A 19,168-nucleotide genomic window follows, 5' to 3' on the forward strand; every position below is an offset into this window, starting at 1 on the left:
CCAGCCGGGCGGAACCTCGGCCCGACTACATCTCGCGGTGCTCCGTCCCCGGCTCCTTGGGCAGGAACACCTCCTCGGCGTACACGATCTCCTGCGCCTGCATCCGCACCGCGTTGCGGACCGCCGCCCGCTCCCCCACCGGAACTTCCAAGATCAGTTCCTGCGCCACTGCCCCGATCTTCTCCCCCACCCGCAGATCCAGGCGCACGAAGTGCGCCTCCCGCTCCTCGGGGGTCCCCAACTGCTCCAGGGCCTGCGGCCGGTACGTCTCCCAGTACGACCTCGCCAGCCGCCCGTGCCTGCTCAACTGCGCCATCGCCGATCCCCTCATCGTCCGTACGGAGCGGCCGCTCCACATTCTCGGTGCTCACAGATCCTCCCCGACGGCTGCCCGGTCAACGCACGCCGCCGTACGGCGCGCGCCGATGCGGACGTGATCGATGTCCATCGGATGAGCCAAGGGCGAGGTCACGGGCTACTGATCGTTTTCCCTGGACCGGCGGAGAGTCATCACCGTCAGGGGTGAAAGCCCCCGGGCATGGCCAAGGCCCCTTCGCCTATCGTCCCTCACGGCCGAGCCTCGGCGTTGCGGACCAAGCTGTCCTTTGTCAACGAATCCAGTCGTCATGTCACCGAACTCAGTCGCTCGATTCCGGCGCCCCTGGATACTCCAAGCCAGCACGGCATCCGTGAAGCTCCGAAAGAACGAAAGGGCGATCACGACGTCCGGGTGATCCTCAGGTACGAAGAGCAACTGACGAGGGTGTCGAAGCTCGGTCGACTAGAGAGACAGGGTGTGCTCGTCGCCATGGAGCGGATGTGGGTACGGAGATGTTTGATTACGGCTGCTGTACTGGGCGCGTTGGTCCTGTTCGTCGTGGTGATGTGGCGCGTCCCGTGGTGGCTGGACGACCACTATTTGACGGATGCACTAACACCAGCGCAAGCAACCACGGTTGCTGGGCTGCGGACGGCCCTGGTTGCACTGGGGGCCGGTCTGCTGGTGGTAGCCGGTCTGTACTACACGCACAGCACTCTGCAAGTGACCCGGGAAGGGCATGTCACCGACCGCTATACCAAGGCAGTCGAGCAGCTTGGCGCCCCCGTACTTGAGGTCCGGGTGGGCGGAATTTACGCCCTGGAGCGGATCATGCGCGATTCGGTCAAAGATCAGTCGACCGTGGTTGAGGTGCTGGCTGCCTTCCTCCGAGAACGCGGGCGAAGCCAGTCCCTTGCCGCAACACCCGATCCCCAGCTCATGTCTGCTGGCAGCCGTCGGGTCGAACGGGCACGTCGTCGTGTCTCACGGAGGGAACAGGCTTTGATCAAGCCGACCGCCGACGTACAGGCCGCCTTGACCGTACTTGTTCGACGCCCCAGACATGGCGAACTCTTCCGGCTTGACCTGTCCGGTGCTCACCTGGAGGGCGCGAACCTGATCAACGCCAACCTGATGTTCACGAACCTGTCCGGTGCTCACCTGGAGGGCGCGGACCTCACAGAGGCCCAATTGGGGGGCGCGAACCTGTCCGGTGCTCACCTGGAGGGCGCGGATCTCACGCTCGTTGACCTCAGTGATGCCGAGAACGTGACGATGGAGCAGTTCGAGAGTACGGCTAAGCCTTGGCTCGTAATGCCGCCGTCCTTCGGTCTCCAGGATGGCCTCGTCGACTGAGTTCGGTGACGCGACGACTGGATTCGTTGACAAAGGACACAAGCGCGGCGGCAGCGACCTCTGGCCCCTGCTGTCTCGTCTCACCGTAGTTTGATCAGTCTCAATGAAGTTGACCGACAGTATGGGTCACACGGCTGGTCTCATCACAGGCCGGGGATCTCGACTCGCCGCACGTGCAGTTCACAGCGGACAAGTTCGAGGAGGCTTTCTGTCCGCGACGGTGGGGTAGATAACCGCCCCTACGGTGATCGGGGCGGGGTAGTCGTTGCGCAAGCCGCGCTGGCCGGGGGCGGCCACCGGCTTGTTCGGATAGAACTGGTGGAGATGGACTGCCTGAATGTGCGAGCCGCCGGTCCGCCTGCTGGGACGCGCGCGTGCCGCTCGGCACTCCAGGGGCCCGCTCCTCGAAGTACGCAAGAGCCCAGTCGTGCTCCTCCTGCGTACCGGCGGGTCAAACGGCAGGTAGGTCCGGCCGCCGGGCCCTGCCACCAATGCCCGCAGCGGTTTGTCCTTGTTGTCCATGTCGCCGAGCGCGTAGTGGCGCTGCGAGGCCGGGATGGCCAAAACGCGGTGCGCTCGGCGGCTCGGTTCTCCTCTGTCCGATCGGCGAGGAAGACGTCGACGGCGGCCAAGCAACGGCCGGTCGAGTCGGGCCGCTGACTCAGGACGCCGGATCCGGGCCCGGCCGTATACGAATGTGGCTACGGTGCTGGCATGCACGATCTACCAGCGGAACAGGGACAGGACGATCCGGCACTCGAACCGGTTGACGATTCTTTGGCCGCGGCTCTTCAGGCCCAGGGCCCCAACGGCGAGCGGGCACTGGGCCTGTTGCGAGACACGTATCGGATCCTGGGCGACGGTTCCTTCGAGCAGCCAGGTGTACTCGCCGAGTCTGCGATCCGGGGCGCGGCGGAGTCCCTGTTGAAGTTGCCGGGTTCGGGCAAGGAGCCGGAGGGCTTGAGGTCGGCTGCGCAGAAGTTGCTGAAGGCGTTGAGCGCATACCGTCCGGAGTCGCGTGCGGAGGTTGCGGCAGCGGGATTGGACCGCGTCCGTGTGGCGGCGGCGCTGGTGCGTTCGGAGATCGACCGCGGGGGTGGCTATCACCGCAGGCGGGCGGTGGGGGTCGCCGCGCGGCTGTCGGGCCAGTCCCTGGGGGCGGCTCAGGAGAATGCTCTGGAGCCGTGGGGTGAGCTCTACGGGCAGGCATCACAGGTCCTGCATGGTGGGCCGTCCCAGCGGGCTCGCGAGAGCTACCGGAAGCTGCTCGTGTTGGCCCGTGAGGTATTCGTGCCTTTGACGGGCCGCGCGGCGCAGGTGCTGGAACTTATCGCCTTGAGCACCCCTGGGCAGCAGGACGCGGAACGAATCCGTGGCTGGGCCGACCCGCGTGCCCTCAAGTACTTCTTCCTTGAACGTCCGTCACCCGCCTGGCTACCGCTCCTGGACGACGTGGTTTTGCTGCCGGACCCTGATGCCCCTGACGGTGGTTGGCCGGCCCTTCCCTACTTCGATCATCTGACCGAGGTCGACCCCGTATCCGTCACCCGGTGGCTAAGCAGCCACGCTGACGAGGTGACTGCAGCAGGCGCCGTCCCGACCTGCCAATATCTGCGCCTCGCGGCCAGACCGGGAATCGGCCTGCTCCCGGAGGTTCGGAGCATCGTCGCCGAAATCGCCAAGACCAACCGGCATGCGCTTGCCGGCGATGCGGCGATTCTTCGGATGGCCGCATTGTGGGCCCGTGAAATCCCGCTCAGCGACCGGACCAACGACTGGATCCGCACGGTCAGCGACCTCCTCATCTGCTCGATACGCGCCGAGCGCCAGCAGGCCGAGCGCCAGCACGCCAGATACGCCGCGACCATGCGCCGGGTGCCCGAGTCCGGGGAGGATGACGAGTCGACTCTCCCAGAGGCAGTACGGATGGCAGACGAGACGCCGACCGAGCACACCCCATTGGCCGGCTTGTCCGGGTGGGAGGTCGGGGAGCTCCTCGTCGCTTTGCTCAGCACAGCCCACCCTGACGGTGGGGCGGGTGGTGCGTCGGATGATTTGCGGACGATCCGGTACGTTCTCGCATCCGCGCTGGAGCAGTGCGTGAAGGATGGCGGGGACGTGGTGCACCTCGTGCACTTTCAACTCGACCTGGGCGAGGACGAGCCCGGGGGCCACCGTTCCTACATGGGAGTGCCGCTGGCCAGGACTGTGCTCGATCTGGCCCGGGCGGACGCCCTCGCGGGAGTTGACCTCGCGATGCGGACAGAGGCCTTGCGTCGGTGCGTCGAACGGGTGGATGAGAGACTGGGCAACCGCCTCCTGGCCGCACATCTCGACGAGGCGCGGCCCGTGGAGACTGACCCGGCGTGGTGGGCTGAGGCCACGCGGCTGGTTCCGGCGCTGCTGGGGCAAAAGCCCACCGCGGAGAGCGCTCGACTGGTCGAGCATGTGTTCTCTGACGCCCCCGCGGACCTCCTGCCCGAGTCGGAAGAAGCGGCAGGGCGGGCACTCGGGGCGGCGCCCTCCCTGGAGGAGCTGACCGGCTACGACCCGAGCAGCCGGCCAAGATGGCCGACGGCATGGGTGAAGGCCTGGCTCTGGTCTCCGGTGTTGCCTGCGCGCGTTCTTGAGCCGTGGGAAGCCATGCTCGCCGTGTTCCGGGGCGAGGACGACGTTGTTCCTGCGGACCCTCGCGTCGCTCGGCCGTTCATGGTGATGTCCTGGGGTGGCGACGAGCCGGAACTCGATGTCGCTCAGGCCACCGGGATCGCCGCCCAACAAGGCCCCCTGGCGGCAGCCGAGGCCATCGCGTCCGCGGGCGACGCGGGCGGCATGCAATACCGCGCGGTGATCGAGCAGCTCGTCAAGCATGATCCGGCGGCGTGGGCCTCCGACCCCCGGGCCATCATCACGGCGCTGGCGCTGCCGAGGCTCCAGGCGATCTACCTGTCGGCCCTTGCCGAATCCGCCCGCCTCGACCGCGACTTTCGCCGTGACACCCTCGCCATAGCCGTCGAGGAGAGCCTGGCACTCTGCCGGCTCCTGGCTGCGAGAGTCCTTGCCGACTCCGTGGACGCGTCCGAGGAGGCCGACGAGAGCGAGGTGGAGCTGACACGGCTAGCCCTGTGCGATCTACTCACGGTGGCCTGGCGTCGCGACGTCGACCTGGCGGACCAGCTACCTGGGATCCTCGACCACCTGTACGAGCAGAGCCTGCCCCTGGCCATCCCCGCGCAGACCGGCGCCGGCCCCGACTTCTTCGGAACCAACCTGGCGGGCCGTGCTCTGCAGTGCCTGATCGACCATGCCGCGATCGAGGTTCCCGCACAGGGCCCGGGACTTGAGTCCAGGCTGCGCGAACACATCGGGCACCTCGTCCAGTCCGGGGCGCATCAGCCGCAGTTGGCCGCCGCGTTCGGCGACCGCCTTGCCCTGCTCCACCACCTGGACGCCCCCTGGCTTCGCGCACAGGGATCCCCGCTCCTCACTCTGCGCACGGACACGACGTCCGCGGCCTCGTACTGGCTTCGGTGGGGCCGGCCCCACCCGCCTCTCCTTGCCGACCTGGATCGAAAGGAGTTGCTGCACTGGGTCCGGACAGGCCGTCCGGAGGCCTCGATGCACCTCGCGATCGGACTGCTCGTCTCCCCCGGGCTGCTTGGCCAGCCAGGCACGGTGTTCAGCGAACTCGCCGCAGGCGAACAGGGGCACCTCGCGGTCTCCCGCCTGCTCGCGGACATCGCCAGCCAGATCGTCGGCGCCGCAAGGGAGGACATCACCGCCAACGGCATCGAGCTGTGGAAGGCGGCGCTTGGCTGCGCTCTTCCCCCTGGGGCCCTGGCCGGAGCAGGCGCGTTCGCTGCTACGGACATCGACGACAACATCTGGCTCAACCTGACCCTGACCTCGCTCGAACGCACCCCGGTCCTCGGCGACCCGGACGACATCGCGCAGCGCGTCGCCGAACTACCCGATCACGAGGCGGCGTACGCGATCGCCGCGCTCCTGGTCCGCCACCCCAGTGCTGACCCATGGCGTGACTCGACAGTTCGTGAGCGGGCACGTCACCTGCTGTCCGTGTCGAGGGGCACCAACGGCACTCAGCTGAGTGCGGCTCGCGATGGGCTGAGGGAGGCTCTCATACTCGCCGGTGATCTCTCGGCGCATGAGCTCTGAACTGGGTGAGCACCGTCCGGGCCCGGCATGTCCGGGCCCGGACAGACACCCATGCGGCAGAAGGGCGCCTCCAAGACCTTCTCGCTAGACGACATCCCGGCCGACGAGGTGTGGCAGCTCGTCGAGGAGAGTCAAAACGTCGTCCGCGTCAACTTGAAGTCGAACCGCTAGCCTCGGGGCAGTGCGGAACGCCGGACGCCACGACGAACGTCGCACAGCCGATCAGAGTCGGGGCCGACCAGGTCTAACCGAGCCGGAGCCGCGACACCGCCTGCGACTCCACACGCAAAACCCAGGTCGACCTCGGTGGCGGTGCACCTTGTCGAAGTCCGGTGACTCGCTGCCGCCGACCACCTCTGGTGGACAAAGACAGGAAGGCCCCTGCTGATGCAGGGGCCTTCGTTAAGCCTTGGTCACCAGTGGTCAAGGCTCGCCAGTCATGACGGTTCCTGCCAACGGCGTGCTTTGGGCATCGTCTTTGTTGAAACGGTCACAACAGCATTCGGTGGCCTACGAATCCTGGAGGAGCCCGTTGGAGACCTGTTGCAGGATGGCTGCAAGTGAGGTCCGCGCCTCTGCCGTCAGGTTGCCCTTCATGTCTTCGATGACGGCCTCCACTCCCCGGCTGACCTGGAAGTAGCGGAGGATGAAATCGCTCCGCTGGAGTGGGGACAACTGTTGGAAGACGACGTCCATCACGGCGGCTCCGTCATGCAGGGGGAGCGACAAGGTGCCCGTGTTCTCAGCAGTCTCGCTCAACACCTGTGTGTCTTCGCCCTGCCTCCCCGGTCGAGGTTCCGGCACACGGCTCTGCAGGGATGCGTTGTTGTCATGTGCGTTCGTGGCGGCGTCTTCGGTGCTACTGGCCGCAGGGTTCGAAGGTTGCTTCAAAACCGGGTTTTGAACCGGCGCTTCCCGTCGAGTCGGCCTGGTCCGCGGCTGGGAGGCCTTGAGGAGCTCCTCTGCGGCCTTGGCCTTCTGCTTCTCAGGATCCTTGATCTTCGCGATCTGCTCTGCCGTCTTCACCTTGAGCTGCTTGGTGTCGACGACGTCCCGGAGTTCAGGGGTCAGGTTGAGCAGGGCCAGACGGTTCGAAACGTACATCTGCGACTTGCCGATGCGCTCCGCGACCTTCTCCTGCGACCCGTGGCGGTCGACCATCCGCTGGAGGAACTCAGCCTCCTTGTACGGCGGGATGTTCTTGCGCTGGATGTTCTCGATGAGTACAGCCTCGTCGACCTTGTCATCGTCTTCGTCACCCAGTCGGTCGCGCACACGAATCTCGAACTTGGTCCAGCCGAGCTGCTTCGCCGCATGGAACCGCCGGTTGCCGAGGATCACGACCCATTGAGCATCGCCGATCGCAGCTGCGTGCGCCGGCCTCACGCGCCGGAAGACCTCGCTCGACATCGCGACCGCCGGCTGCAGCTGACCGACTGTACGCATGGACTCCTTGAGTTCGCGGAAGTCGGCGTCTTCATCGGTGTAGTCGGCCGCTGTGCGGGGGTTGTCGGGGCTGCTGATGATCGTGTGCATATACGCCGTAGTGGGCGGGGTTTCCGGCTTGCCAGTCTCGGGCTCGTTGGCGTGCTTGCTTCCAGGCTTCCCGGGGCCTTCGAGCAGGTCCGTCCATGGCTTCTTCGCGGCCATCAGCGGCGTTCCTTCTTGCCAGCTCCCAGCTCAAGCGCGAGCTGGTAGAAGTCCTCTCGGGCCTCCATGGCCACCCGGTTCTTCTTGTACTGGGTGACCACAGTGCCTTCGAGAGCTGCCCGGGTGTGGACCTTGTAGTGCCGGATGACCGTGTTGGCCAGGTTCCATCCCTGGGATCGCACGAACTCCTTGGTCTGATCCAAGTCGGCTTCGCCGTCGCGTGGGTCCCAGTTGTTGATGACCACGAGGTAGGGGATACCTAGAGGCTTCACCACTTCCTCGATGGTGTCCCGTGTGGGCATGAAGCCGAGCGGTTCCGGCTCAACGGGAATGATGATGTCGTCGGCATTGGCGAGCACGGCGCGCATCGCGTCGGCCGCAGTGCTCTTGCCGAACGGGTCGCCGGCCTCCTGCTTCTCGTCGTCGGGCAGGTCCATCCAGCCGGGCGTGTCGATGAAACCGTGCTTGACCTTGCGCGACTTCTTGAGATGAGAGAACAGTTCGAGGTCTTCCCTCGACTTGATCTGCTCGAAGGAGAATGGCAGCTCTTCGCCGACTCGCTCCGACCACCAAGTGGTGGATCCCTGAGGGTCAGCTGAGACAGCGGCAACGTACTTGGGGTCCCCCTCTGGGGCTTGGCCAAGGACGTGGGCGGTGATGGCCGCTGTGTTGACGGTGAGAGTCGACTTGCCGACTCCACCCTTGCGGTTGATGAGCGCGGTAATCCGTGCCATGGGTGGTACTCCTGAAGCTCCGTATGCTTCCCGACCCGGGTGGGCCGGTACTAGCGGACCCGGACAGGATGCCATGTACCGTCCCGTTTGGAGTTCTCGCGGTCCCGTTTCAAAACCGGGTTTTGAAGCCCCGCCCTCGGGAGTCCTGCGCTCCGGCCATCTTCAAAACCCGGTTTTGAAGCGCGCTCCTTGTCGGGAGGCGGCGAAGCGCCCATCAGGAGCTGGCACGGATTGTCGTCGATCATGACCAGGTGGGGCAGAGTTGAGCAGCGGTTCGAGCGGACCGCCTTCGCATCCAGCCACGCCGCAGGCTAGTGCGGGGTTCCCCCAGGGAGCCGGCGTAGGCGCCACGCCGGGACGGACCATCGACGAAGGGATGCCCAGTGCACGGGACGCTCGGTCACATCGCCAGTCGAGTCAGGGTGGTTCTCCCTGCTCGACGGCGAGCGGGGTAGCGGCGCAGGCATGGGAGACCCCGTGTCCGGGGGCGCGAGCGGACGCTGGCGCTAGGGAGACGGGGGTTCCGGTGAGTGATTGGATCGATTGGTTTTCGCATGTCAGCATCAGTTTCTGATCGGCTGGCCATTGGATGGCCAGTGGCTGTGGTGAGCCGTTCAGGTCCGATGCCGGGCCGATCGTCGGCCGATGGTTCTACGGTCGCGCGGGCTGGCCGCGCGGGGGTCAGGAGAGGCTGCTGATGGCGTCCTCGATGTCGGCGAGGTAGTAGCCGCGGGGGCTGCCGTCGAGTTCGGTGATGCGCTCCGAGGAGAGTTCGACGCCGGCCTTCTGGAGCTGGCGGGCGAGGGTCTTTCCGAGTTCGCGGAGGCGCCCCTGGTCGTCGCGGTCGTCCCACTTACCCCACTGGTCGGGGTCCTCGTCGCGGAGGTGGGTGTGGACCTGGTTCATGGTGAGGAAAATCGGATCACTTTCACGAAGGAAGGCTTCGCGGAGCAGCGCGAGGATCTCCGGGAGGTCCGGGGCGTCCTCGCCGAGAGGGCTGGGCTGGCCGGAGCAGAGCTTGATGAGTTCGTGCCATTTCAGGAGCAGGCCGGCTTCGGTGAGAGTGTGGGTCAGGTCCGGGAGTCCGGCCGTCGCCCGTTCGGCGCCGAGCCGGGCGGCGAGCTGTGCCGGGACTTCACGGACCTGGTAGCGGATCGGGCGGTCGGGCATTCCGGGCAGGCCGACCCCGTAGATCTGTCCGGCGTCGTTGACCTCGGTGTGGGTGGCTGCCCGGATCAGGTCTGCGCGGTAGCCCTCGGCGAGGGCGCCGCCGCCAAGGAGTTCGGTGACGTCGACCCGGCGGCAGGCTCCGAGGAGCTTGGCGGACAGCTTCGGGCCGATGGCTTCACCGAGGTGGTCCTTGGTGCCGTACTGGCTGCCGCCGTAGACCCAGATGGCTTCCTTCCGGCCGAGGAGCAGGAGCTTGATCAGGAGGGCCTTGGCCTTGGGGGAGAGCTGGGGCCACTCGTCGACGAACACGAGCAGGGCGGGGTGCAGGGGGGAGACCTGCCACTTGTTGCCCCAGCCGTAGGCGGCGCGCAGGCGGGCGCGGGCGGTGCAGAGGGCGAGCAGGAACGTCAGGACGGCGATGATTTTCTTGTCGCTCATCGTCGCGTTGAGCGTAATCGCCGGTCCGAGGTCGCCGACTCCGGTGCCGACGGGGTCGAGGTTGAGGACGGCCGCGTCGACGGTGGAGGTGGCGGCTTCGGCCAGGGCGAGCGTGATCCCGGACTTGCCGCCGCCGGAGTCGGCGACCATGAGCAGCATCAGTCCGGCCAGGGAGAAGGCGAGTTCGCTGGCGTCCATGGCGACACCGAAGTCGAAGATGTCGGTGATCGACGCCGAGAGAGGCGGCCGGTAGGGCACGGGGCCGACCAGGTCCGGGGTGAAGGGGTCGGCGAGCAGCATCCGTACGGTGCAGGCCTCTCCGGCGTTCGGGTCGCCCTCGATGAGGAGGCCGTTGCGGCGCAGCCGCAGGAGGGTGATCAGGCCCTTGTAGGTCTGGTCTGCGTTGAGGTCGTCGGGGGAGCCGGTCTTGAAGGTGACCCGGGCGGACCAGCCCCACGGTTCGTGGCGGCCGTCGGTGACCGTGTCGAGGTCGCCGCCTTCGTGGAGGATGGCCCGGCGCAGGGCTTCTTCGGCTTCCTCCGGGGTGGTGGCCCGGGCGATCGGGTACGGGGTGAGCTCGTCGGCCGCAGGGGTGGCGGCAGCAGGGGCCGCAGGGTCGGCGGGGCGGGCGGGAGGGTCGAGTTCCGTCGGTCCGTACAGGTCGGCGGGCAGGGCTCGCTGGGTGAGGGCGAGTGGGTGGCGGCCGAGCCACCAGGCGGCGCCCGCGAGGACGGGCAGGGCGATCAGGCCGGCCAGCGGGGCGGCCAGGAGCACGCCAATGGTGGCGGTGCTGGCGGGGAGGATGACTCCGGCGAAGCGGGCCAGGGCTTGGTGGGTGCGGTAGCTCTTGATCTGGTCGGCGGTGGGCTGCACGGCCTCGACGTCGAACGCGATGCGCGCGAGGGCCGTGCCGGCGGTGCGGCGGCGCTGGAGTTCACTGGTGACGTCCTTGAGCTGGCTGGCTTCCTCGCGGGTGAGGCCGAAGTCGACGGCCTCGCGGGCCAGTTTCTGGGCCTTCTTGTTCAGCCGGTTGATGTCGCTGGCGGTGTCGTCGCGCTGGTCGGTGTAGGTGTCGAGGTGCTTCTTGACCAGGCGGCGGCGGATCTCCTCGTCCGACATGTAGCCGACCGTGGTCCAGTGCACGGTGGCCTGCCAGCCGTGGCGCAGGCCGGGTGTGGTGTGGTGGGCGAGGACCTGGAGGGCGATGGCCGCGCCCCGGGTCAGGCGCCGGATCGTGTCGGCAGGTCGGCGCCGGGGCGGGGCCTGGTCGTTGTCCGTGCGGGGTTCCTCGTCGTCGACGAGCTCGGCGAAGACGTCCTCGCCCTGGTAGACCTCGACGCCCTGGGGCGGGTGGGGGTGCTGGTTGTGCGTGGTGCTCACGGTGGTCCTTCCTGGTCGGCGTGGGCGCGGTCTGAGGCGGCCCGCCGCACCCGGGTCGGGTGCGGCGGACCGTCACGGCCGCGTTCAGCCGCCGACGAGCCAGAAGCCGACGTTGTTGGAGACGATGACGGCGGAGCTGACGGCGATGCCGAGGAAGCCCACGCCCGTGCCGGCGCTGATGCCGACGAGGGCGCCTCCGGCCATTTCCTTCCAGTCCCTGGGCTTGCCCTTGGCGGCGTAGATCTTGATGCCGTACCAGAAGATGACGATCAGCCCGAACAGGGCGCCGCCCGCGGTGACGGGGGTGACGTGGGTGGTCGGCGGGTTCGCGGCGACCTGCGCGCCGGCCAGGCCCTGCGCGGCCTGCTCTCCGGCCTGGTTCATGCCCATGCGCAGTGCGCCTGCGATCTCGCCGAAGAGTCCGGCGCTGTTGACGGTGACCGCGAGGACGCCGATGGCGACGAGGATTACGGTCTTCTTCCGGCGCAGGACCTTGTACTTGAATCCGGCGACGATGAAGACGCAGGCCAGGGCGCCGAAGGCGAGGGTTCCGAACGTGCCGTTGGCGACGTCGTTGTCGAAGATGTTCATGATCAGGCTCCGGTGAGGACGTGGACGAGGAATCGCCAGGTGAGGAGGAGGCCGCCACAGAGGAGGCCCCAGACGGCAGGGCGGATGACGATCCAGCCCAGTGGGGAGGTCAGGAACTTCCAGGCGGTGCGGGCGGTGAAGGCGACGGCGCCCCAGGCGGCCCGGCAGATCCCGCCGAGCGCCCCGGGGGCGAACTGGCCGGCGAAGACCGGCAGGACGGCCCCCAGGGCGGCTCCTGCGGGCAGGAAGACCGGATCGGCCAGGTTCAGGTTCAGGTTGGGCAGGGTGTGAGCGACCCACTGGGCGGCCGTGTGGTCGCCGAGCGGCACGAGGGTGGCGATCAGGATGCACAGCCCGTTGCGCTTGAGCTGGAGGCGTCCCCAGTCCACGGTGTTGCCCTCGGCGTCGGTCGCGTTGAAGCGCTCGATCAGGCCGGTGGCGATGTCGAGCCACCCGAACCCGAAGGCGGCCGACGCGGCTGCCTCGACGCCGCGCCCGGCGACGTTCGTCCAGTCCACGCCGCCGTTGGGGGCTGGCGGAGCCGCCTGGGCGGGCGCGGCGCCCGTGGGTGCCGGGGGAGGAGTGCTCCCGGTGACGGGGCAGGTCACGTAGGCGTCGCTGAACAGTGCGCATCCGGCGGCGATGGGGCAGGTGAAGCAGCAGCCGACCGTGGGGTCGGCGGCAGGGGCGGGCGTGGGCGGCTTCGCGAAGCGGGCGCTGCCCGCGGCGGCCGTCACAGCTGCTCCGCAGCGGCGCGGAATCCGGTGTCCCGGCGGTGACTGTACTGGTGGAGCCAGGCCTTGACGGCGAGTTCGCCGTCGTCGGGCTCCGGTTCGGCCCGCTGTATCGGGGGCGTGGCCGCCGGGCCGGTCGGCGGGAGCGGCTGCTCCGCGTCGAGCGGCCGGGGGCTGCCCGGCAAAAGGATGATGGTGTAGTGCTCGGTCCCGGCCGGGCGGCGCGGGGACCGCAGCCGGCGAAGGCGTCGGATCAGCAGGAGAAGCACAGCGTCCTTCCCAGGTCGAGGAGCCCTGCGCCGCTGCTCAAGTGGCAGCGGCGCAGGGCAAGGTGGGGTGGTGCTTGCGGTGGTCAGCGCCGCCAGGAGCGGCGGCCGCCGTGGTCCTGGCGCTGGCGCTCGCCGTCCTCCCAGGCCTGGCCCTGCCGGGCCGTGGCCGTGAGGGTGCGCCGGTGGTTCTCGCGCCGCTTGCGGGACGCCTTGTCGCTCGCGGATTCCCGTTTGCTGTACGTGCTGCCGGCCATCTGCCGGTCGTTGCCGATCAGTCCGAAGAAGGCCATGCTGGGCCAGCTCCTTGAGGTGTTGAGGGGCAGGGAGAGGGGGTTCCGGCCGGGCCGTAGGAAGCGGGCCGGGGCCCCCTCGTAGTGGTGGTTCAGTGGTTCGGGCGCGCGCCGGGCTGGCTCACCGGTTCTGCGGGCGGGTCTGCGGCACAGGCCGCTCACCGCGTGGCTCACCGGGTCTGCTCGACCGGGTCTGCGATCGCCGTCGACTGCGTCCGGCAGTCGCGGCGATGGCCAGTCCGGCAGGTGCCGGGCTGGCCATCGCCGGTGGTGCCGGCCAGTTCAAGCTGAGGAAGCTGCGGGGTCAGGGCCGGGGCCCGGCCTCCTCCTCGTCTTCTTGTTCCGTCCCGCCGTCGCCGCGGGCGTGGCTGGGCTCCGGCTCGTCGCCGTCGGCCGCACCGGCCACGTCGCGGGGGAGCTCGCGCCAGGTGACGCGGATGCGCTCCTCACCGGCCACGAACCCCGCCTGACGGAAGGCGTAACCGGCAGCCCGGTAGGACAGCGGAGGGTCCTCGCGGTAGCACAGGTGCCGCAGCACGACGAGGAGCTGCGCGTCGGACAGCCGCTCACCGGGGCGCGGGACCGGCACACCTGCCACGGCCGCGACCTGCTCCAGCGACATGGCTGTGACGGGCGAGCGTGACGGCTCCTCCTCCGTGACGGATGCCTCCGTGACGGAGCCGGTGTCCGTGACGGAATCCGTCACGGCCTGCTCCTCCCGCCCCGTGACACCGTCACGGGAAGGGTGCGCCACCGTGACGGCGTGCTGCGACGGAGGAGGCCCCGCAGGGGTGCTGGCCTGCGTGCCAGCAGTCGTCACGACGGCCGCCCCCACCGTGACGGCGTCGTGACGCGTCACGGTCTCCGGCACGGCAGGCGTGACGGAACTGCCCTGTCCGGTCACGGGTTCGAGCGCCGGTGTGAGGGACTCGGGCAGGGCGGGCGTGACGGCGGTGGTGGTGAACATCTGCCCAAGCGCCTGGTTGGCGCCGACCGTCAGCCGGTCTCGCTGGACCTGCACCAGGTCGGCGCCGAGCTCGTCGTCGCCGACTCCGACCTTGCGGGCCAGCCGCCAGGACGCCAGCTCCGCCAGCCTGCGGGCCCGCTTCCAGGGGTGGTTCGCCGCCCGAGCCCTCAGGACCGCCATGCGCCGCATCGTGATCGCGTTGCGACGCCGGGCCTCCATGTCGACGCCGGTCGTGTAGATCACGATCCGGCGGGCGAGGAGGCCGATGCCCTCCGCCGACGCGCACATCGCCATCGGGGTGATGGCGTAGACGACGGCTTCCTTCGTGCCGTCCGCGACGACGACCCCGGTGCCGGAGGCGACGGCGGGCAGCAGCCACAGTCCGAGCCGAACGACCGTGGGCGAGGACTGGCTGAGCAGGGTCAGGCCGACCATGACGAGCGCCAGGACGAGGGTGGCGCCTTCACCCGCGGCGACGACGCCCAGGGCGGTGGCGTCCTGGGGGAACTGCGTCTTGATGTTGGTGAACGTGCCCCAGGCTCCCAGGCCGCCGACGCCGAGCATCGGCAGAGCTGCGGCCCCCAGGATGATCCCCTGGGTGGTGGTGAGGGACTTCTCGTGCTCCATGCTCCGGCTCCTTGTGCTGGTCACGCGCTGGCCGTGATGTCGCCGGCCAGTGCGGCGACCTCGGTCAGACGCTCGCGCTGCTCCTTGATCTCGGTGTCGAGGTCGTAGACCAGCGGGGTCGGGCGGTTGTAGGGCGGCTTGTACTCGTCGGCGTGGCAGATGTTCCAGCCGCGAATGTCCAGACCGGCGGCCTGCGCGACGTCGCTCAGGTCGAGCTCGTGGTCGTATCCGGCGACGTGGACCTGGTCGGCGGCCAGCTTGGCGAGCTGCTCCGCGATGTCGTCCCACTTCCGGGCGGCCTTCTTCGCGACGCTCTCGGCGTCGGTGAGCCGGAGCAGCTGGGCCTTCCACTTCCCGTCGGCGGTGGTCCAGAACTCGCTGAACACCAGCCGCAGCTCGTCGCGCGCCGCCGTCCACGCGTCCCACAGCGGCACGGCCTGCTGCAGCACGGGAACGGCGAGCAGGCGGAGCCGAGCCTGGGACCACAGCACCTGTGCGGATCGGTACTGCCGACTGAGCTCGCGGATCTGGTCGTAGTCCAGCGTCTGGTCGTCGTACGCGGCCAGCGGAACCTCGGGCTGGGGCTCGCGCCCGGTGAAGCCCGTGAAGTAGTAGATGAAGTCGCCCGCGAAGTGGCCGGGCTCGACCCGCACGAAGGCGGGGTGGTGGTACGCCGTGGCGTCGCCCTCGGGGACGGCGGCCGGGGCGGACGGCTCGGGCTCGGGCGACTGCCGGGGCGGCAGGCCGGTGGCGTCGAGCGGCCGCTTGAGCGGAATGGTGTTCGGCATGCGGGTTCTCCAGCGACAGGGCCCGGGTGTCCCGGGCAGAGTGGGGCGGCCGGCCGCCTCAGAGGGCAGCCGGCCGAGAAGGAGAAGGAGGGGGCGGGCGCGATCAGGCCGTCGCCCACCCCGCCTCGCGGCGCTACTTCCGCGGCTTGAGCCGGGCGTTGTACGCGTCCTGGAACCTGGCGAAGGCCTTGAACAGCCCTTCTCCGGACTCGCAGCGCTCCACCGGCGTGCAGGCGTTGCAGCTGGAGGCGTGTACGCGGTGCGCGGCGGCGGCCTCCATGTAGCGCTGGTACAGCTCGTCGGGCATGGCGGGCCTCACTTCTGCGGGACGCAGCACGAGCAGGGCTCGTGCTGGACCGACTGGTAGGGCTTGCCGTCCGCGCCGACGCGGTTCACGGTGACCAGCTTCGGCATGTGGCCGCAGCCGCTGCTCATCCGTCCGAACCCGTCGTGCTCCTGGCCCGGTTGCGGGCGGCGCGGCGCTTCATGGCGCGGCGTTCGTCCTCGGAGAGGCCGCCCCAGACGCCGTCGTCCAGTCCGGCCTCCAAGGCCCACTGGAGGCAGGGCTCCATGACCGGGCAGCGGCGGCAGACAGCCTTGGCTTCCTCGATCTGGAGCAGGGCGGGGCCGGTGTTCCCGAGGGGGAAGAACAGCTCCGGGTCTTCCTCGCGGCAGACCGCGTTGTGGCGCCAGTCCATGCCGGTCACCGTGCCCTGCCGGCCGGAGCGGCCAGGGTCAAGAGCGGGGGACTGACGTACCCGGGGATCATCTCGGCGAGCGTGCGACGGGCGCGGTGTCCGGCGCGAGCGGCACGGCGGTCGCCGTCGGCGACGAGGTGGCGCACGAGCTGCTGGAAGGTGTCCGTCTCGTCGCGTTCGAAACCGCGGCGGTTGTCCTCGCCCTCCATGTCCTCGAAGACTCCGGCCCGAAAGGCGGGCGGGGTGATGGTGCATGCCATGCTGGAGTGCATGTGGGTCGTCCTCTCTAGAAGGTGACCTGCTGGTTGGCGGTCCCAGGGGGGCAATCCCTGGGACCGCCGTGTACTCCTTTCGGGAGTCCGCTGCCGTACGAGCAGCCGCGGCCCCCGTCACCCCGGGTAATCCGGGTTGGCGAGGGCCGCGGTCGTTCGTGGTGCAGAAACTCAGGCTCGGCGGGCACCGATCCGGTGGATCGGCGACGGCGCAGGGGGAGACAGGGGCTTCCAGAGCCGGCGGGTCCCGCGACGGTTCTCCGCCGGCATCGCGTCCCGCAGCAGCCGGTCCTGTCGGACCTGCCACCGCCGCACGTCGATGTCGACGATGACGACCTGGTTGCTGCCGGGGCACAGCGTGTGCTCCTCGCCTTCGGCAAGGCGATCGGACACACAGTGCTCGCGGATCTTAAGGTCGGTATCACCCATGATCCGGCGCCATGTCCGGCAGTCCGGACAGATGACCGACTTCTGCTCGCCCACGCGGACGTTGAAGTCGTGCGCAGCCATGGTGCTCAGCCGCAACGGCTCGCGGCGGTTGTTGCGCCGGGTTCGGGTCCGGCCAGGACGAATACGGGGCATCGAAACCTCCTGATAGATGAGCGGGGCGCTGCGTTCTCTGCCGCGCCGAGCCCGGCCTCGACCGGCCCTCGGCGGACAGACAGCGCAGCGCTGTTGGTGGATCAGGTGGTGCGCGATCTTCGGTACAGATGTCTCGGCCGGGGGAGCGCGGGCTCAACCCCACTGCCGCCGCCGAAGCGGTGACACCTGCTGTGATTGCCTTGAAGCATTGCCTGACGTGCAGTTATAGCCTTCGCAAGCACAATCTTTAGCGGACTAAAGTCTGCGCTTGTCGAAACTGTAGGTCGCGGCACGTAGCGAGTCAACCACCTTGAAGGGTTGGCTTTAGTGCGCTAAACATGACCCTTAGAAGGGAGGCGCACAGTGGACGACAAGAAGCTCGACGCGGCGCTCGACGCCGCACTCTCCGAGGTGCGCGAGCTGGGCGACCCGCTCCAACGCGCCATCGCGGCCCATCAGAGCGTGGGTCGCCTCCAGGACTATGAGGGCCAATTTCAATCTGTCCGCAACGAGGCCATGAACGAGGCCCTGCGCACCGAGATCGTCAACAACAAGGACCTGGCTGCGGCACTCAGCATCAGCGCTGGTCGCGTGAGCCAGTTGGCCAAGGGGGCACCGCCCGAACGCCTCTTCTTGGGCAGTGGCAAGGTGATCGTGGCCCTTGCCGAGAAGCTCGAAGAGCGCAAGGACGGAGATGGCAAGGACAAGGTGATACAGGGCCCTGTCATCGCCACGGAAGACGTCCAGACATACGAGCACCTGCGCTTGCTCGCGGAGGAAGTAGGGCTTGAGATCACCTTCGAGCGCATCCCTCTCGGCGGCAACGTCCGGTTGAACCGGTCCAATCTGGTGGTCATCTGCGGCCCGCGCCTGAGTCCGCTGATCGAGCAGGTCTTGGAGAGCGACGAGAACCTGCGCTTCGACAAGGACACCGCCGGCTGGTACCTGCGCGACCTCAACACGGGCCAGGTCTACCGCTCGCCCATGGACTCCGGCGGCAACGCCGACGTCGCTTACTTCGGCCGACTTCCCCGGCCTGACGGCAAGGGAAGCTTCCTTTACATCGCCGGGATCCATGCCCGTGGCTCGGGCGGGGTCGTCCACTGGCTGAACCAAGAGCTTGCAGCGGCGCACCGCACCCTCAAGGCGAAGCGGTTCTCGGTGCTGATCGAGAGCACCTTCGATGCCGAGACGCTGGAGGTCACAAGCAGTAAGCAGATCACGCCCTTCTACCACCCCGAAAGGGCGTAGCGCCGTGCAGGTCACCGTGGCATCGGTCAAAGGCGACGGGGTAGAGAACGAAGACGGCGTATTCGTGGCACTTCCCGGCTGCGTCGCCGTTCTTGACGGTCTGTCCGCTCCCAAGGATCTACCCATGGCCTGCCGCCACGGCACACCATGGCTGGTCAGGCAGCTCGGTACGCGCCTTGTCGCCCTCGGAAGCGACCATGACCTCCCGCTCGCAAGTGTCCTGCGGACCGCGATCGAGGAGGTCAACGACCTTCACGCCGACACGTGCATGCTCGAACAAGAGGCCGTCCCGGCTGCAACCGTCGTCATGCTCCGGGAACGGCCGGAGGGCTTCGACTACCTCGTACTCTCCGACTCCGTTCTGGTGCTGGACACCGGTTCAAGCGTCAAGGCCTTGGCAGACTCCCGAGTCGAGGACGTCGCCAAGACCGAAATGGCCGCCGCACTGGCCGGCCCAGCGGGCACGCCTGAGCGCACAGCTCGCGTCTCGGAACTGGTCGCCCGGCAGAGAGGGCTGCGAAATCGACCAGGCGGCTACTGGGTAGCCTCCACCGCTCCGGAGGCTGCCGACCACGCAATCACTGGCAGCATTCAAGGTGGGGACCTCCGTCGCGCAGCTCTGCTCACCGACGGTGCGAGTCGCTTGGCGGACCTCTTCCACGAGGCCACCTGGGAAGAGGTGCTGGACCTCCTCGACCAGGAGGGGCCTTCCGCGCTGCTCGCAAGGGTCCGAGCGGCGGAAAGGGCTGACAACAACGGCACACGCTGGCCCCGGTTCAAGGTTCGAGACGACGCGACAGCGGCCTATGCGGTGGTCAACCCTGGCGAACCGTCACTTCATTGATCTCATCGGGTGAATCAAACCGCCGAACCACG

The 19,168-nt window shown here is 68.3% G+C and carries 18 protein-coding genes; 4 read left to right on the forward strand and 14 right to left on the reverse strand.

What is annotated here, in order from left to right; genetic code table 11:
• Positions 1–25 precede the first annotated feature (25 nt).
• Positions 26–316 (reverse strand): hypothetical protein, encoded by a 291-nt coding sequence (locus OG509_RS42400; RefSeq protein ID WP_331740792.1) that lies wholly within the window; start codon positions 314–316, stop codon positions 26–28.
• A 222-nt stretch (positions 317–538) separates the two neighbouring features.
• Between OG509_RS42400 and OG509_RS42405 the strand changes: the two genes are divergently transcribed.
• Positions 539–1,675 carry a pentapeptide repeat-containing protein gene (locus tag OG509_RS42405; protein WP_331740795.1) on the forward strand — a complete coding sequence of 379 codons (1,137 nt, stop codon included), beginning with the start codon at positions 539–541 and terminating at the stop codon, positions 1,673–1,675.
• A 714-nt stretch (positions 1,676–2,389) separates the two neighbouring features.
• Complete coding sequence (locus OG509_RS42410) at positions 2,390–5,851, forward strand: hypothetical protein (protein WP_331740798.1); 3,462 nt, start codon at positions 2,390–2,392, stop codon at positions 5,849–5,851.
• Between the two features lie 510 nt (positions 5,852–6,361).
• Here OG509_RS42410 and OG509_RS42415 read toward each other — a convergent pair.
• The 13 genes from OG509_RS42415 to OG509_RS42475 form a co-directional block, all read right to left on the reverse strand.
• On the reverse strand, positions 6,362–7,501 hold the full coding sequence (locus tag OG509_RS42415) for a ParB/RepB/Spo0J family partition protein (RefSeq protein ID WP_331740801.1): 1,140 nt from the start codon (positions 7,499–7,501) through the stop codon (positions 6,362–6,364).
• A complete protein-coding gene (locus tag OG509_RS42420; RefSeq protein ID WP_331740805.1) occupies positions 7,501–8,235 on the reverse strand; it encodes a ParA family protein in 735 nt (244 codons plus the stop codon). Before OG509_RS42420 ends, OG509_RS42415 begins: the two co-directional genes overlap by 1 nt.
• Positions 8,236–8,916: 681 nt before the next feature.
• Complete coding sequence (locus OG509_RS42425) at positions 8,917–11,223, reverse strand: hypothetical protein (RefSeq protein WP_331740807.1); 2,307 nt, start codon at positions 11,221–11,223, stop codon at positions 8,917–8,919.
• An 84-nt stretch (positions 11,224–11,307) separates the two neighbouring features.
• Complete coding sequence (locus OG509_RS42430) at positions 11,308–11,814, reverse strand: hypothetical protein (RefSeq protein WP_331740810.1); 507 nt, start codon at positions 11,812–11,814, stop codon at positions 11,308–11,310.
• Positions 11,815–11,816: 2 nt separating this feature from the next.
• Positions 11,817–12,551 (reverse strand): hypothetical protein, encoded by a 735-nt coding sequence (locus OG509_RS42435; RefSeq protein WP_331740813.1) that lies wholly within the window; start codon positions 12,549–12,551, stop codon positions 11,817–11,819.
• Positions 12,548–12,817, reverse strand: a complete 270-nt coding sequence (locus OG509_RS42440) for a hypothetical protein (protein ID WP_331740816.1) — start codon at positions 12,815–12,817, stop codon at positions 12,548–12,550. Before OG509_RS42440 ends, OG509_RS42435 begins: the two co-directional genes overlap by 4 nt.
• A gap of 83 nt (positions 12,818–12,900) precedes the next feature.
• Positions 12,901–13,107, reverse strand: coding sequence for a hypothetical protein (locus OG509_RS42445; protein WP_331740819.1), 207 nt, complete (start codon positions 13,105–13,107; stop codon positions 12,901–12,903).
• Between the two features lie 304 nt (positions 13,108–13,411).
• Positions 13,412–14,701: a hypothetical protein gene (locus OG509_RS42450; RefSeq protein ID WP_331740822.1), complete on the reverse strand. Its 1,290-nt coding sequence runs from the start codon at positions 14,699–14,701 to the stop codon at positions 13,412–13,414.
• A gap of 20 nt (positions 14,702–14,721) precedes the next feature.
• Positions 14,722–15,489, reverse strand: coding sequence for a hypothetical protein (locus tag OG509_RS42455; RefSeq protein ID WP_331740825.1), 768 nt, complete (start codon positions 15,487–15,489; stop codon positions 14,722–14,724).
• A 133-nt stretch (positions 15,490–15,622) separates the two neighbouring features.
• Positions 15,623–15,796, reverse strand: coding sequence for a hypothetical protein (locus OG509_RS42460; protein WP_331740828.1), 174 nt, complete (start codon positions 15,794–15,796; stop codon positions 15,623–15,625).
• A 124-nt stretch (positions 15,797–15,920) separates the two neighbouring features.
• Complete coding sequence (locus tag OG509_RS42465; RefSeq protein ID WP_331740832.1) at positions 15,921–16,187, reverse strand: WhiB family transcriptional regulator; 267 nt, start codon at positions 16,185–16,187, stop codon at positions 15,921–15,923.
• A gap of 5 nt (positions 16,188–16,192) precedes the next feature.
• Positions 16,193–16,459 (reverse strand): hypothetical protein, encoded by a 267-nt coding sequence (locus OG509_RS42470; RefSeq protein ID WP_406187955.1) that lies wholly within the window; start codon positions 16,457–16,459, stop codon positions 16,193–16,195.
• 171 nt (positions 16,460–16,630) lie between these two features.
• Positions 16,631–17,041 (reverse strand): hypothetical protein, encoded by a 411-nt coding sequence (locus OG509_RS42475; RefSeq protein WP_331740837.1) that lies wholly within the window; start codon positions 17,039–17,041, stop codon positions 16,631–16,633.
• A gap of 363 nt (positions 17,042–17,404) precedes the next feature.
• Here OG509_RS42475 and OG509_RS42480 point away from each other — a divergent pair, with 363 nt between their 5' ends.
• Complete coding sequence (locus tag OG509_RS42480; RefSeq protein ID WP_331740840.1) at positions 17,405–18,292, forward strand: sigma-70 family RNA polymerase sigma factor; 888 nt, start codon at positions 17,405–17,407, stop codon at positions 18,290–18,292.
• Between the two features lie 4 nt (positions 18,293–18,296).
• The gene (locus OG509_RS42485) at positions 18,297–19,136 is read left to right on the forward strand and encodes an integrase (RefSeq protein ID WP_331740844.1); all 840 of its coding nucleotides are present in this window, start codon (positions 18,297–18,299) and stop codon (positions 19,134–19,136) included.
• Positions 19,137–19,168: the final 32 nt, after the last annotated feature.

Origin of the sequence: Streptomyces sp. NBC_01006, assembly GCF_045162725.1 — a bacterium.
In the GTDB taxonomy this organism is placed as follows: domain Bacteria; phylum Actinomycetota; class Actinomycetes; order Streptomycetales; family Streptomycetaceae; genus Streptomyces.

Excerpts from the sequence above, each read along its gene's own strand:
- OG509_RS42410 (WP_331740798.1), top strand. The coding sequence starts at position 2,390 with ATGCACGATCTACCAGCGGAACAGGGACAGGACGATCCGGCACTCGAA.
- OG509_RS42420 (WP_331740805.1), bottom strand. The coding sequence starts at position 8,235 with ATGGCACGGATTACCGCGCTCATCAACCGCAAGGGTGGAGTCGGCAAG.
- OG509_RS42450 (WP_331740822.1), bottom strand. The coding sequence starts at position 14,701 with ATGGAGCACGAGAAGTCCCTCACCACCACCCAGGGGATCATCCTGGGG.
- OG509_RS42475 (WP_331740837.1), bottom strand. The coding sequence starts at position 17,041 with ATGCCCCGTATTCGTCCTGGCCGGACCCGAACCCGGCGCAACAACCGC.
- OG509_RS42400 (WP_331740792.1), bottom strand. The coding sequence starts at position 316 with ATGGCGCAGTTGAGCAGGCACGGGCGGCTGGCGAGGTCGTACTGGGAG.
- OG509_RS42445 (WP_331740819.1), bottom strand. The coding sequence starts at position 13,107 with ATGGCCTTCTTCGGACTGATCGGCAACGACCGGCAGATGGCCGGCAGC.
- OG509_RS42455 (WP_331740825.1), bottom strand. The coding sequence starts at position 15,489 with ATGCCGAACACCATTCCGCTCAAGCGGCCGCTCGACGCCACCGGCCTG.
- OG509_RS42465 (WP_331740832.1), bottom strand. The coding sequence starts at position 16,187 with ATGGACTGGCGCCACAACGCGGTCTGCCGCGAGGAAGACCCGGAGCTG.
- OG509_RS42415 (WP_331740801.1), bottom strand. The coding sequence starts at position 7,501 with ATGGCCGCGAAGAAGCCATGGACGGACCTGCTCGAAGGCCCCGGGAAG.
- OG509_RS42430 (WP_331740810.1), bottom strand. The coding sequence starts at position 11,814 with ATGAACATCTTCGACAACGACGTCGCCAACGGCACGTTCGGAACCCTC.
- OG509_RS42405 (WP_331740795.1), top strand. The coding sequence starts at position 539 with ATGGCCAAGGCCCCTTCGCCTATCGTCCCTCACGGCCGAGCCTCGGCG.
- OG509_RS42460 (WP_331740828.1), bottom strand. The coding sequence starts at position 15,796 with ATGCCCGACGAGCTGTACCAGCGCTACATGGAGGCCGCCGCCGCGCAC.
- OG509_RS42470 (WP_406187955.1), bottom strand. The coding sequence starts at position 16,459 with ATGCACTCCAGCATGGCATGCACCATCACCCCGCCCGCCTTTCGGGCC.